Origin of the sequence: Streptomyces sp. HNM0575 (genome assembly GCF_012726265.1) — a bacterium.
Taxonomy (GTDB): Bacteria; Actinomycetota; Actinomycetes; order Streptomycetales; family Streptomycetaceae; genus Streptomyces.
The window spans coordinates 806,211-821,818 of record NZ_JAASAG010000003.1; the positions used below are offsets into that span (position 1 = coordinate 806,211).

Below are 15,608 nucleotides of genomic sequence, written 5' to 3' on the forward strand. Positions count from 1 at the left end.
TGTGCGGCAGGGGAAAAGTAGGCCAGCGACGGCCCGTATGCAGTGGCGCTGTTCTAGGCCGCGCCCATCCCCCGGTAATTCCGCGGCGATTACCGGTGCGTGGCATGGGGGTGGCGAGAGGTCCGGTCGGGGCGCCACCTGCGCTGCCTACGCTGTCGCCCGAGATCCGTGTCGGCTGTCGCCGGACGGGCGCGAGTAGGTGGGGAAGCCAAATGCCACAAGAGGAGAACGCGGCGCTGCCCGGAAGCGTCCGCGGGGACGGTCCCGGACTGCTGCTGGTGCACGGCGGCGGAGCGACGGCGCAGACCACGTGGGGACCGCTGCTGCCCGTCTTGTCACGCGACTTCCGCGTGGTCGCCCCCGACTACTCCGCGGGCGGCGAGGCGAAGGACCTCGACGGTCTGGTCGACCGTCACGTTCGCACGGCGGACCGGGCCGGACTGGACCGGTTCGGCGTCACCGGGCACTCCTTCGGTTCCGCCGTCGCGCTGCGGATGGCGACGCGGCACCCCGACCGGGTCGCCGGGCTCGTACTCACCGCGGGGTTCGCGCGCGCGGCCGCGTCGACCCGCCTCAAGGTCGAGGTGTGGCGCGGACTGGCGCTCGGCAACCGGGAGTTGCTGCCGTGGTTCCTGATGTCGGTGATGCTCGGCGACCGCTATCTGGAGTCCCTGTCGGCGGAGCAGCGCGAGGGCATGGCCGAGCTGATCGGCCTCACCGTGCCCTCGGGCACGGTCGAGCAGATCGAGCTGATCCTCTCGACCGACCTGCGCCGCGAGCTTGCGCTGGTGAGTGCGCCGACGCTCGTCGTGGCCACTACGGCGGACCAGTTGGTGCCGGCGTCGATGTCCGGCGAGCTGGCCGCGGGCATCCCCGGCGCCCGGCTGTCCGAACTGCACTGCGGCCACCACCCGACCCTCGAGGACCCCGCGGGCTGGATCCGGCTCATCAAAGACTTCCTCGGCTCGACGGTGACAAAGACTTCCTCGGCTCGGCCGTGACGGCGAATGGATGACGAAGTGACGGACATGCACGCCGTTCCCATGGAGGACGACCAGCGGATCGCGATCGTCGGTCTCGCCTGCCGGCTGCCCGGAGCCGACGACCCGGCGGAGTTCTGGCGGCTGCTCGCCGAGGGCCGGTGCACGATCGGCGAGGTGCCCGCGGACCGTTGGGACGCCGACGCGTTCGCCGACGCCCCGGGCGCGCGCTGGGGCTCCTTCCTCGACGACGTCTCGGGCTTCGACCCCGGGTTCTTCGGCATTACGCCGCGGGAAGCAGCGGTCATGGACCCGCAGCAGCGGCTCGCGCTCGAACTGAGCTGGGAGGCCGTGGAGGACGCCGGTCTCACCGCGCAGCGGTTCGGCGACGCCGGCGCGGGCGTGTTCCTGTCCGCGATGCACGACGACTACGCGGTGCTCGCACGGCAGCACGGCACCGTGGGCGCGCACTCCTTCACCGGGTTGCAGCGCAGCATGCTGGCGAACCGGGTCTCGTACTTCTTCGGTGCGCAGGGGCCGAGCCTGACGATCGACACCGGGCAGTCGTCCTCGCTCGTGGCCGTGCACATGGCCGCCGAGTCCCTGCTGCGCGGGGAGGCGGACACCGCTCTGGCGGGCGGCGTCAACCTCATGCTCGCGCCCGGGAGTTCGGTGGCGGCCGCGCGGTTCGGCGCGCTCTCCCCGGACGGCCGGTGCCGTGTGCTCGACGCCGAGGCCAACGGATTCGTCCGCGGTGAGGGCGGCGGCGTCGTCGTACTCAAGAGGCTCGGCCGGGCCGTGGCCGACGGCGACCGCGTGTACGCCGTCATCGACGGCAGCGCCGTCAACAACGACGGCGGCGGCGACGGACTCACGGCGCCCAGCGCCGCGGCGCAGGAGCGGCTGCTCCGGCTCGCCTACCGGCGGTCGACAGTGGACATGTCCGCGGTCGGCTACGTGGAGCTGCACGGCACCGGGACGAAGCTCGGCGACCCGATCGAGGCCCAAGCCCTCGGCGCCGTGCTGGGCGCCGGGCGCGCGGACGCGCTGCCCGTGGGCTCGGTCAAGTCGAACGTCGGGCACCTGGAGGCGGCGGCCGGTGTCGTCGGGCTCATCAAGGCGGCCCTCGCCGTGCACCACGGGGCGCTCCCGGCGAGCGTCGGCTTCACCACGCCCAACCCGCGCATCGCGTTCGGCGAACTGCGTCTCCGGGTCGGCACCGAGTTCGCCGACTGGGAGGGCGGTCGGGTGGCCGGGGTCAGCTCGTTCGGGATGGGCGGGACCAACTGCCACGTCGTGGTCACGGAGGCGCCCGCCCTGCCGGCACCGCCCGGTTCCGAGTCCGAGTCCGAGCCCGGTTCCGGGTCCGAGCCCGGGTCCGGTTCCGGGTCCGGGGTCACGCCGCTGGTGCTGTCGGGACGCAGCCTGCCCGCTCTGCGCGCGCAGGCCGGACGGCTCCGAAGCGCGCTGAGCGAGGACCAGGCGCTGGCCGACGTGGGATTCTCGCTGGCCACGACGCGCACCGCCATGGAGCACCGTGCCGTGGTGCTGGGCGCCGGGCACGAGGAGGCGGGCCGGATCCTGACCGCGCTGGAGAGCGCGGGCCGCGCGCCGGGGCTCGTCCAGGGCGTGGTGGACCGCGAGGCCGACGTGGCCTTCCTCTTCTCCGGGCAGGGCTCCCAGCGCGTCGGGGCGGGCAGCGAACTGTACGAGGCGTACCCGGTGTTCGCCGAAGCGCTCGACGAGATCCTGGCGCAATTCGACTTCCCCGTGCGGGAGATCATGTTCGGCGCCGCGGACCCGTCCGAGCTGGAGCGCACCGACTGCGCTCAGGCGTCCCTGTTCGCCGTAGAGGTCGCGATGTTCCGGCTGCTGGAATCCTTCGGGATCCGCCCGGACATGGTGCTCGGGCACTCCATCGGCGAGGTCTCGGCCGCGCACGTCGCGGGAGTGCTGTCACTGCCGGACGCGTGTGCTCTCGTGGCCGCGCGCGGCAGGCTGATGCGCGATCTGCCCGGCGGTGGCGCGATGCTCGCGGTGCAGGCCACCGAGGCGGACGTGCTGCCGCTGCTGGAGGGGCGCGAGGAAGAGGTCGCGGTCGCAGCCGTCAACGGGCCCACCGCCGTGGTGCTTTCGGGAGACGAGGACGCGGTGCTCGCCGTCGCGTCCGTACTGGCCGCGCGGGGGCACCGGACGAAGCGGCTGCGTGTGAGCCACGCGTTCCACTCGCCGCACATGGACGCGATGCTCGACGACTTCCGCTCTGTGGTGGAGACGCTGACGTTCCACGAGCCGCGGCTGCCGCTGGTCTCCGCGGTCACCGGTGAGACGGCGACGGCCGGTCTCGTGTGCTCCTCCGAGTACTGGGTGCAGCACGTGCGGCGCCCTGTGCGCTTCGCGGACGCGCTCGGCGCCGTGCGCGAGGCCACGACTCTGGTCGAGCTGGGACCCGACGGCGTGCTGAGCGCGATGGCCCGCGACTGCGTGGCCGGGGCGAGCGCGGTACCGCTGCTGCGCGAGGGCCGTCCGGAGGTGCGGACGGTCGCCGCGGCCGTCGCCGAACTCTACGTACGCGGCGCCGAGACCGACTGGACCGCGGTGGCGGGCCGGCGCGGGAAGCGCATCGACCTGCCGCGTTACGCCTTCCGGCGAGCGCGGCACTGGCTTTCGGAAGACGGGCCCGGCAGCGCGGCATCCGTACGCGGGGAGGCGGGCTCCGAGACCTCCGATCCGGCCTCCGAGTCGGCCCCCGATCCGATTTCCGCGGCCTCCGAACCCGCTGCCGAACCCGCCTCCGAACTCGCGGCCACGGCGGCGCAGGGCGACGTGCTGGAGACCGTGCTCGGCTGTGCGGCACTGGTCATGGAGGCCGACGTCGCCGACGTCGATCCCGAACGGACTTTCCGTGACCTCGGATTCAGCTCCCTGATGGTGGCGGAGCTGCGCGAGGAGCTGCCGGCGGCGATCGGCGCCGAGGTGCCGGGCACCGTGTTCTTCGACCACCCCTCGCCCCGCGCGCTCGCCCGTCACCTGGCAGGCGAGCGCGCCGAGGAAACGGCCGGAGCCGCACGCGGGCGCGTGGAGGACGACGAGATCGCGATCGTCGCCATGGGCTGCCGGCTGCCGGGCGGGGTCGGCTCGCCCGAGGAACTGTGGGACCTGCTGGCCGACGGCCGCGACGTGATCGGCGACTTCCCGGACGACCGGGGCTGGGACCTCGACGCGCTCTACGACCCCGAGCCCGGCAGGACCGGGCACACCTACACGCGGTCCGGCGGCTTCCTCGACGCGGCGTCGTTCGACGCCGGATTCTTCGGCATCAGCCCCCGCGAAGCGACCGCCATGGATCCGCAGCAGCGCCTGCTGCTGGAAACCTCGTGGGAGGCGCTCGAGCGCGCGGGCATCGACCCGACCGCCCTGCGCGGCAGTCGTACCGGCGTGTTCGTCGGCCTGACCGCGCAGGAGTACGGGGCCCGGCTCGCCGAGGTTCCCGATGGGTTCGAGGGGCACGGCCTGACCGGCACCACCGCGAGCGTGGCCTCCGGCCGGCTCTCGTACTTCTACGGCTGGGAAGGCCCGGCCGTCACCGTCGACACCGCGTGTTCGTCATCGCTGGTCGCCCTGCACCTCGCGGTCCAGTCGCTACAGCGCGGCGAGTGCCCGATGGCACTGGCGGGCGGCGCGGCCGTGCTGTCCAGTCCGGGCATGTTCGTCGAGTTCGCCCAGCAGCGCGGGCTCTCGGCCGACGGGCGGTGCAAGTCCTTCTCGGCGGACGCCGACGGCACGGGGTGGGCGGAGGGCGCCGGACTCCTCGTCCTGGAACGGCTCTCCGACGCTCGCGCCAACGGGCACCCGGTGCTGGCCGTGGTCCGCGGCACCGCGATCAACTCCGACGGCGCCAGCAACGGCCTCACCGCCCCCAGCGGCCTCGCCCAGCAGCGCGTCATCCGCGACGCGCTGGCCGCCGCGCGCCTCGATCCCGCCGAGGTCGACGCCGTCGAGGCACATGGCACCGGCACCCCGCTCGGTGACCCGATCGAGGCGGCGGCGCTCCTCGCTGCCTACGGCCCCGAACGCGAACAGCCGCTGCTGCTCGGCTCGGTCAAGTCGAACCTCGGCCACACGCAGGCCGCGGCCGGGGTCACCGGCGTGATCAAGATGGTGCTCGCGATGCACCGGGGCGTGCTGCCGCGCACCGTGCACGCCGAGCAGCCCACCGCCGAGGTCGACTGGAGCTCCGGCGCCCTCTCGCTGCTGACGGAGCCGGCGGAGTGGCCGAGCACCGGCCGTCCGCGCCGCGCCGCCGTCTCGTCGTTCGGCATCAGCGGCACCAACGCGCATGCCGTCATCGAGCACGTACCGCATGAGCGGCCCGCCGATGAGACCGAGGGGGCCGACGAGACCGACGGGCCCGCAGCCTGGCTGCTGTCCGCGAAGAGCGCCGAAGGCGTCCCCGCACAGGCCGCGAAACTCGCCGCCGCACTGGAACGACGGCCGGAACTCGGCCCCCGGGCGGTCGGCGCGACACTGGCCACGGCGCGGGTCGCCTTCAAGCACCGGGCGGCGGTCGTCGGCGCGGACCGTGCGGCACTCCTCGACGGCCTGCGGGCCCTCGCCGAGGACAGGCCCGTGCCCGGCGTGGAGCGCGGCACCGCGCGGCCCGGCAAGGTCGCCTTCCTCTTCACCGGGCAGGGCAGCCAGCGCCCCGGCATGGGCGACGAACTGCGGGCGGCACAGCCGGTGTTCGCGCGGGCTCACGCGGCGGTGGCCGCCGAACTGGACCGGCACCTCGACCGCCCCCTGCACGAGGTGCTGGCGGACGAGTCGGTCCACCGCACCGAATACGCCCAGGCCGCCCTGTTCGCGCACGAGGTGGCGTCGTTCCGGCTGCTCGAACACTGGGGCGTGCGCCCGGACTTTCTGCTCGGGCACTCGATCGGCGAACTGGCCGCCGCTCACGTCGCGGGAGTGCTGTCGCTGCCCGACGCGGCGAGGCTCGTCGCGGCGCGGGGCCGGCTGATGCAGGCCGCCACCGAGGGCGGCGCGATGATCGCCGTCGAGGCCCCCGAGGACGAAGTCGCCCCGCTGCTCGACGAGGTGGCGGACCTGGTCTCGCTGGCGGCCGTGAACGGCCCGGAATCGGTGGTGCTCTCCGGCGACGAGGAGACCGCCCTCCGCATCGCCGAGCGGCTCGGCGAGCGCGGACACAGGACCAAGCGGCTGCGCGTGAGCCACGCCTTCCACTCCCCGCACATGGACTCCGCGCTCGCCGAGTTCGAGCAGGTCGCCGCCGCCCTGACCTACCACGAGCCGTCGATCCCGCTGGTCGGCGACCTCACCGGCGAGTTGACCGACGAGCCGGCCTCCCCGGCGTACTGGGTCCGTCACATCCGGCACACGGTCCGGTTCGCCGACGGTGTGCGCTCGCTGACGGATCTCGGCGTGAGCACCTACCTGGAGCTGGGCCCGGACGCCACGCTGAGCGTGATGGCACGGGGCTGCCTCCGCGACGGCGAGGAGGGCGTGTTCGCGCCGCTCGTGCGCCCGGACCGGCCGGAGGCGGTCACCTCGCTGGCGGCGCTGGCCACGGCCCACACCGCCGGGGTCGCCGCCGACTGGGCCACGGTGTTCGCCGGCTCGTCCGCCGCGGACCTGCCGACCTACGCGTTCCAGCGCCGACGCCACTGGCTCGACGCCCCCACGGCGGCCGCCTCGCCCTCCGGGCTGGGCCTCGATCACCCCGAACACCCGTTGCTGGGCGCGACGGTGAGCCTCGCCGAGGGCGACGGCACCGTCTTCACCGGCCTGCTCTCGCTGCGTACGCAGCCGTGGCTGGCCGGGCACGTCATCGCCGGGCAGACGCTGCTGCCGGCGACCGCGTTCGTCGAACTGGCCGTGCGCGCCGCGGATGAGACCGGCTGCACCGAGGTCGCCGAACTCACCCTGGAGTCGCCGCTGCGGCTGAACGCCGAGAGGCAGATGCAGGTCGTGGTCGGCGGCCCGGATGTGGCCGGCAACCGGTCGTTCGCCGTGTACTCGCGCGACGGCGAGGCGGAATGGACGCGGCACGCGGGCGGCCTGCTCGCCTCGCCGGAGCAGGCGGCGCCGCCCGCGCAGTTCGCCTGGCCCCCCGCCGGGACACCCGAGGCGCCCTCCTACGCCGAACTCGCCGAGGCCGGCTACGCCTACGGTGACGGCTTCCAGTGCCTCGCCCGCTCCTGGCACGCCGGGAACGAGATCCACGCCGAGGTCGTACTCCCCGCCCAAGAGGCCCACGACGTGGGCGCGTTCGGTATCCACCCGGCGCTGCTGGACGCCGCGCTGCACCCGCTGGTGCGCACGCTCTCCGCGGACGGGCGGCTGTGGTTGCCGTTCTCCTGGAGCGGCGTGCGCCTCCACGCCACGGATGCGACGGAGCTGCGCGTCCGCGCGACCCGCGACGGCGAGAGCTTCACCCTCACCGCCGCCGACCAGGACGGCACCCCGGTGCTGACGGTCGACGAACTGGTGCTGCGGCCCGCACCGGCCGGCGCGCTGGGCGCCGGCCCCGCGCATCCCGACCTGCACCGAGCCGAGTACGTCCAACTGGGCCTGCCCGCGCAGGAAGACGCGGACCACGTTCTCGTACGGGCCGAGGGCGGGGGTGACGACCCGGCCGCCGACGCCCGCAGGCTGACCGTCGAGGTGCTCGGCCGCATCCAGGACTGGCTGGCCGAGGACGCCCCCGGGCGGCTGGTCTTCCTCACCCGCGGCGCCGTGCACACCGCTCGTCCCGACCTCGCGGCGGCGGCCGTGTGCGGCCTGGTGCGCAGCGCGCAGGCCGAACACCCGGGCCGGTTCGTGCTCGTGGACGCGGACGAGGAGTCGGAGGAACTGGTTCCCCGTGCGCTGTGCACCGGGGAGTCGCAGATGGTGCTGCGCGAGGGAGCGCTGCGGATGCCGAGGCTGGCTCCCGCGGCGGGCGGCGGGGAGCCGGTCGCGTTCGACCCCGAGGGCACCGTACTGATCACCGGGGGCACGGGCGCGCTCGGCATGCTCTTCGCCCGGCACCTGGTTACACGGAGCAATGTGCGGCACCTGCTGCTCGTCAGCCGCAGCGGTCCGGCCGCGGACGGCGCCGCCGAACTCGTCGCCGAGCTGGGGGAGTTCGGCGCCACCGTGAGCGTCGTCGCCTGCGACCTCACCGATGGGGACGCGGTCCACGCGCTCGTCGAGGATCTGGACCGTCCGCTCACGGCCGTGGTGCACGCGGCCGGCGTGCTCGACGACGCGACCGTCGAGCGGCTCGACGCGGGCAGGCTCGAAACGGTGCTGCGGGCGAAGGCGGACGCAGCCTGGCATCTGCACCGCGCCACCCGTGGCGCCGAACTCGCGGCCTTCGTGATGTTCTCCTCGGTCGCCGGGCTGTTCGGCACCGCCGGGCAGGGCAACTACGCCGCCGCCAACTGCTTCCTCGACGCCCTGGCCACGTCCCGGCACTCCGACGGGCTGCCGGCCACCTCGCTGGCGTGGGGCCTGTGGGATCTCGACAGCGGGATGGCGGGCGGACTCGGCGAGGCCGAGGTGGCGCGCTGGCGCCGTCTCGGCGTGACACCGCTGTCGGTGACGGCCGGGCTCGACCTGTTCGACGCCGCACTGGCCGACGGATCGGCGAACCTGGTGCCCGCACCGCTCGAGACGGGCGACCGGCCGGCGCGGCGGCAGCCCGGACGGCGCCGCGCCGTCTCCCGCCGGGACCCGGCGGGCGGTGCGTCCTCGTGGGCCGCCCGTACGGCCGCGCTGCCGCCCGCCGAGCGCGAACGCGAGGTGGGGGAGCTGCTGGACGGCGCCCTGACGGCGGTGCTGGGGCTCGCGCCCGGCGACCGGCTCGACACCGAGCGCACCTTCGGCGAACTGGGCCTCGACTCCATGACCGGCGTGGAGCTGCGCAACCAGCTCTTGGCGCTGACCGGGGTGCGGCTGCCCACCAGCGCCGTGTTCGACTATCCGACGCCCGCGGCGCTCGCCGGCTACCTGCTCGGCAGGCTGGAGCCCGGGCAGTCGCCTACCGCTGCCGTCGCCGAGCGCGGAGCCGACGGCGACGACCCGGTCGTGGTCGTGGGGATGGCCTGCTCCTACCCGGGGGGCGTGCGCACCCCCGAGGACCTGTGGCGGCTCGTCGCCGACGGCGTCGACGCCATCGGCGAGTTCCCCGCGGACCGCGGCTGGGACGTCGAGAACCTCTACGACCCGGACCCCGAGCGGATCGGGAAGTCGTCGACGAACGCGGGCGGCTTCCTCTACGACGCGGGCGACTTCGACCCGGAGTTCTTCGGGATCAGCCCGCGCGAGGCACTGGCGATCGACCCGCAGCAGCGGCTGCTGTTGCAGACCGCCTGGGAGGCCGTGGAGCAGGCCGGGATCGACCCCACGGGGCTGCGCGGCAGCCGCACCGGGGTGTTCACCGGCCTGATGTACCACGACTACGCGGCGCGGATGCCCAAGGCTCCGGACGGATTCGAGGGGTATCTGCTGACCGGGAACACCGGCAGCGTGGCGTCCGGCCGGGTCTCCTACACCCTCGGGCTCGAAGGGCCCACCGCCACCATCGACACCGCCTGCTCCTCCTCGCTGGTCTCGCTCCACCTCGCCGCCCAGGCCCTGCGCGCCGGAGAATGCGGGCTGGCCCTGGCGGGCGGCGTCACCGTGATGTCGACGCCGCACACGTTCATCGAGTTCAGCCGCCAGCGCGGCCTGTCGCCCGACGGGCGTTGCCGCGCCTACGCCGAGGACGCCGACGGCACGGGATGGGGCGAGGGCGTCGGCATGCTCGTGCTGGAGCGGCTGTCCGACGCGCGCCGCCACGGCCACCGGGTGCTCGCCGTGGTCCGCGGCAGCGCCGTGAACTCCGACGGCGCCTCCAACGGCCTGACCGCGCCCAACGGGCCGTCGCAGGAACGGGTCATCCGCCAGGCGCTCGCCAACGCGGGGCTCTCGCCCGGCGACGTCGACGCCGTCGAGGGGCACGGCACCGGCACCCGGCTGGGAGACCCGATCGAGGCGACCGCCCTGCTCGCGACCTACGGCCGGGACCGGGACCGGCCCCTGTGGCTGGGATCGCTGAAGTCGAACATCGGCCACACGCAGGCGGCCGCCGGAGTCGGCGGGATCATCAAGATGATCATGGCCATGCGGCACGGGACGCTGCCGAAGTCGCTGCACTGCGCCGAGCCGTCGTCGCGCGTGGACTGGGACGAGGGCGCCGTACGGCTGCTGGCCGAGCCCGTCGGCTGGCAGACGGCGGACCGGCCGCGGCGGGCCGCCGTGTCGTCGTTCGGGATCAGCGGCACCAACGCCCACGTGATCCTGGAGGCGCCGGAGCACTCCGAGGCGGACGCACCGGCGCCGCGTAGCGAACCGCGGGCAGAGGTGACGCCGTTCGTGCTCTCCGCCCGTGGCGACGTCGCTCTGCGGCAGCGGGCCGAGGCGCTGGTCGAGCTGCTGGACGGCATGGAGGACGCGGACGAGCGGGTCCCGGACATCGCCGCCTCGCTGACGGCGGGCCGTTCGCTCCTCACCCACCGGGCCGTGGTGCTCGGGAGCGACGCCGGTGAACTGCGTGCCGGACTCGCCGCGCTCGCGGCGGAGGAGACCGCCGCCGATGTCGTCACCGGCACCGCGCGCGCCGGAGGGGGCGCCGCGTTCGTCTTCCCCGGCCAGGGCTCGCAGTGGCGCGGCATGGCACGCGAACTGCTGCGGACGTCCGAGGTGTTCGCCGCCCGGATGCGGGAGTGCGCCGAGGCGATCGAGGCGCACACGGACTGGTCGGTGCTCGACGTGCTCCGCGAGGAGCCCGGCTGCGCCGACGCCGACCGCGTCGACGTCGTACAGCCGCTGCTGTTCGCGATGAACGTCTCGCTCGCCGCGCTGTGGAACTCCGCCGGGGTCACTCCGGCCGCGGTGGTCGGGCACTCACAGGGCGAGATCGCGGCCGCGTGCGTGAGCGGGGCGCTGAGCCTCGACGACGCCGCACGCGTCGTGACCTTGCGCAGCCAGGCCATCGTCGCGATCTCCGGCTCCGGCGGCATGGTGTCCGTACCGCTGCCGCCCGCGGAAGCGGAGGCCCTGCTGGACGACCGCGTCTCGGTCGCCGCCGTCAACGGGCCGCGGTCCGTGGTCGTATCGGGCGACGTCCAGGGGCTGGACGAGCTGATGGCGCGTTGTGAGGCAGAGGGGGTGCGCGCCCGCCGGGTCCCGGTGGACTACGCGTCGCACTGCGCCCACGTCGAGGCGATCGAGGAGCGCGTGCTGCGCGACCTCGCGCCGATCAGCCCACGAGCGAGCGAGATCCCGTTCTACTCCACGGTGACCGGTGAACTCGCCGACACCGCCACGCTCGACGCGGCCTACTGGTACCGCAACCTGCGCCGGACGGTCCGCTTCGAGCAGACGATCCGGCTGATGACGGAGCGGGGCCTGGGGTTCTTCACCGAGGTCAGCCCGCATCCCGTACTGACCACGGCCCTTCAGGAGATCGCCGAGTCGGCCGGACCGGCCGGACCGGCCGGGGGCACGGTGGTGGTCACGGGCACCCTGCGCCGTGAACAGGGCGGCATGCGCCGGTTCCTGACGTCGGTAGCGGAGGCGCACACCGGCGGGCTGCCCGTCGACTGGGGACTGGCAGGGCGCAACGTCGAACTGCCCACCTATCCGTTCCAGCGGCAGCGGTACTGGCTGGAGCCGGACACGCTGCCGTCCGTCGCGGGCGCCCGCGTGGACCACCCGCTGCTCCGCGAGGTCGTCGACGTAGCCGACGGCGACGGCGTGCTGTTCACCGGCGAACTCTCGCTGCGGGCCCAGCCGTGGCTCGCGGGGCACCGGGTCGGCGACGCGGTGGTGCTGCCCGGCGCAGCGTTCGCGGAGCTGGCGCTCGCCGCGGCGGACCACACCGGGCTCGACGTGGTGACCGAACTCGACCTGGAAGCACCGCTGTTCGTCCCGGAGACGGGCGCGGTCCGCTTCCAGCTGTGGGTGGGCGGCCCCGACGAGGCGGGCAGCCGCCCGCTGTCCCTGCACTCACGGGCCGCGGGCGACGACACCCTGCCCTGGACACGGCACGCCTCCGGCAGCGCGGCACCCGAGTCGGCCGCGCCGCCCTGGCCGACGGACGAAGCGCCGCGGACAGCCGTCGCGGTCGATCCGGACGAGGCCTACGAGCGCCTCGCGGAACGCGGACTCGGTTACGACGGGTCCTTCCGGGGGCTGCGTTCCTGCCTGCGTGCCGAAGCCGGCCACTGGGCCGAGGTGAGCGTGCCGGACGATGCCGCCGACGGGTTCGGCGTCCACCCGGCGCTGCTCGACGCCGCGCTCCATCCGCTCGCGCTGGAGCCCGTCGAGGCGGGCAAGGTGCTCCTGCCGTTCTCGTTCACCGGGCTGCGGCTCCACGCCACCGGCGCGGCATCCGCGCGGGTCCGCCTGTCCGGCGGTTCCGTGCACCTGACCGATCAGGCCGGACTGCCCGTGCTGAGCGTCGAATCGCTCACGCTGCGTCCCGTCCGCCTGGACGAACTGCGGCCGCGTGACGGCAGCCTCCCCCTGCACGAGGTCCAGTGGGTGCCGGTGACGGCCACCGCACCCGCACCGTCCGCCGCGATGCTCGGTGACGACGCCGACGCCGACGCCGACGCCGAAGCCGATGTGCTCGTGGTGCAGCTCGGCACCGAGACCGCCGCCCCGGTCGCGGGCGCTTACGAACTGACCGCGCGGGCCCTGGAGTTGCTGCGCGACGAGCGTCACGCCGCAGCACGGCTGCTGTTCGTGACCCGGGACGCCTTCGCCGCCCGGCCGGACCCCGCCGCCGCGGCGGTCTGGGGACTCCTGCGCAGCGCTCAGGCGGAGAACCCGGGACGCCTGTCGATCCTCGACCTGCACGCCGACGAGCCGTTCGACTTCGACGCCGTCCGCGGGTCCCTCGGCGCCGGCGAACCCCAGCTGCGGCTGCGGGCCGGGACACTGCTGGCGCCCCGGCTCTCCCTCGTGGACGGCTCCGGTGAGATGGCGGAGTGGGACCCCGACGGCACGGTGCTGATCACCGGTGGCACGGGCATGCTGGGCTCGCTGCTCGCGCGGCACCTGGTGGCCGGGTACGGCGTGCGGCACCTGCTCCTGCTCAGCCGCCGCGGTGAGGCCGCCGAGGGCGCTCCGGAGCTGGTCGCGGAGCTGAGGGCCGCCGGGGCCGAGGTGACCGTCGCGGCCTGCGACGCCGCCGACCGCGACGCGCTGGCGGACGTGCTCGCGGCGGTGCCCGCGGACCACCCGCTGAGCGCGGTGGTGCACACCGCGGGAGTGCTCGACGACCACACCGTGGAGACGCTGGAACCCGAGCACGTCGAGCGCGTGTTCCGGCCGAAGGTCGACGTCGCCTGGAACCTGCACGAACTCGCCGGTGACGTAGGGAAGTTCGTGCTCTACTCCTCGCTCGCCGGCACGATGGGCACGCCCGGCCAGGGCAACTACGCCGCCGCCAACGCGTTCCTGGACGCGCTCGCGGCGCAGCGCCGTGCCGACGGGCTCGCCGCGACATCGCTGGCCTGGGGCCTCTGGAGCAACAGCAGCGGCATGACCGGCCATCTCGACGACGCCGCCGTGGCCAGGATGGCCGGCTCCGGCATCGCGGGCATGGACAACGCACAGGGCATGAAGCTCTTCGACGCCGCGATGGCGGCGGACCGGGCCACGCTCGTGCCGGCGCTGCTGAACCTGCCCGCGCTGCGCGCCCAGGCGGGAGCCGGAGCGCTGCCGGCGCTGTTCCGGGGACTGGTACGCGGTCCGCGGCGCCAGGCAACGGCAGGGGAGGGGCTGCCGCTCGCCGAACGCGTCGCCGGCCTGCCCGCGGCGGAGCGGGACCGGGTGCTGGGCGACCTCGTCCGGCGCTCGGTCGCCACGGCTCTCGGACATTCATCGCCCGAAACGGTCGACCCGCGGCGTGCGTTCAGCGAGCTGGGCTTCGACTCCCTGACCGCGGTGGAGCTGCGCAACCGCCTCAACGCCGCCACGGGGCTCCGGCTGCCCGCGACGACCGTATTCGACCACCCCACGGTCGCGGACCTGACGGCGCACCTCGCGTCGGAGCTGACCGGCTCGGACGCTGCCCCGGCGGGCAGTGGGCGTGCGGTGGCCGATGAGGCGGTTGCCATTGTCGGGATGAGTTGCCGGTTCCCCGGTGGTGTGGGTTCGCCGGATGAGTTGTGGCGGCTGGTGGATGAGGGCGTGGACGCTGTGGGCGCCTTCCCCGACGACCGCGGCTGGGACCTGGAGCGGCTCTTCGACGCCGACCCCTCCCGCACCGGGCACTCCTACACCCGCGAGGGCGGATTCCTTTACGACGCGGGCGACTTCGACGCCGACTTCTTCGGCATCAGCCCGCACGAGGCGACGGCCACGGACCCGCAGCAGCGGCTGCTGCTGGAGACCGCCTGGGAAGCGCTCGAACGCGCGGGCCTCGACCCGACCGCCCTGCGCGGCAGCGACACCGGTGTGTTCGCCGGCGTGATGCTGCACGACTACGCGAACAGCGTCGGCTCCGCACCGGCGGACCTCGAAGGCCAACTCGCGGTCGGCAGCGCGCCGAGCGTCGCCTCGGGCCGGGTCTCGTACACCCTCGGTCTTCAGGGGCCTGCGTTGACGGTGGATACGGCGTGTTCGTCGTCGTTGGTGGCGTTGCATCTGGCGGCGCAGTCGTTGCGCAACGGTGAGTGCGGGCTGGCCCTCGCGGGCGGCGCGACCGTGATGGCGACACCGGAGCTGTTCGTCGAGTTCTCACGCCAGCGCGGGCTGTCACCCAGCGGGCGGTGCCGGTCGTTCGCGGGCGCGGCCGATGGCACGGGTTGGGGTGAGGGTGCTGGGTGGTTGGTGTTGGAGCGGTTGTCGGAGGCGGAGCGGAACGGGCATCGGGTGTTGGCGGTGGTGCGGGGTTCTGCGGTGAATCAGGACGGTGCGTCGAATGGTTTGACGGCGCCGAATGGTGGTGCTCAGCGGCGGGTGATTCGGCGGGCGTTGGCGAATGCGGGTCTTGCGGCGTCGGATGTGGATGTGGTGGAGGCGCATGGGACGGGGACGTCGTTGGGGGATCCGATTGAGGCGGAGGCGTTGCTGGCGACGTATGGGCGGGAGCGTGAACGGCCGCTGTTGTTGGGGTCGTTGAAGTCGAATATCGGTCATGCGCAGGCGGCTGCTGGTCTGGGTGGTGTGATCAAGATGGTGGAGGCCATGCGGCATGCGCGTGTGCCTCGCACGCTCCACGTCGATGAGCCGACACCCCGCGTCGACTGGACGGCCGGCGCGATCGAGTTGCTCTCCGAACAGACACCGTGGCCCGAGACCGGCCGTCCACGCCGCTCGGCCGTCTCCTCGTTCGGCATCAGCGGTACGAATGCGCATGTGGTGTTGGAGGAGGGGCCGGGGGGTTCGGCGGGGGAGGTTGTGGCGCCGTCGGGTGATGCGGGGGCGTCGGGTGATGCGGCGGCGTCGGTGTTGCCGGTGGTGCCGTGGGTGGTGTCGGGGCGTTCGGTGGGGGCGTTGTCGGCTGGGGCTTCGCGGTTGCGGGGTGTGGTGGGTGATCCGGTGGATGTCGGGTTCTCGCTGGTGTCG

At 74.0% G+C, this 15,608-nt stretch carries 2 protein-coding genes; both read left to right on the forward strand.

The window, feature by feature from the left end:
- Positions 1–212 precede the first annotated feature (212 nt).
- The gene (locus HCC61_RS11455; RefSeq protein ID WP_169135173.1) at positions 213–1,001 is read left to right on the forward strand and encodes an alpha/beta hydrolase; all 789 of its coding nucleotides are present in this window, start codon (positions 213–215) and stop codon (positions 999–1,001) included.
- A gap of 27 nt (positions 1,002–1,028) precedes the next feature.
- Positions 1,029–15,608 (forward strand): type I polyketide synthase (locus HCC61_RS30655; RefSeq protein WP_169135283.1); only part of this gene is annotated, 14,580 nt, incomplete at its 3' end.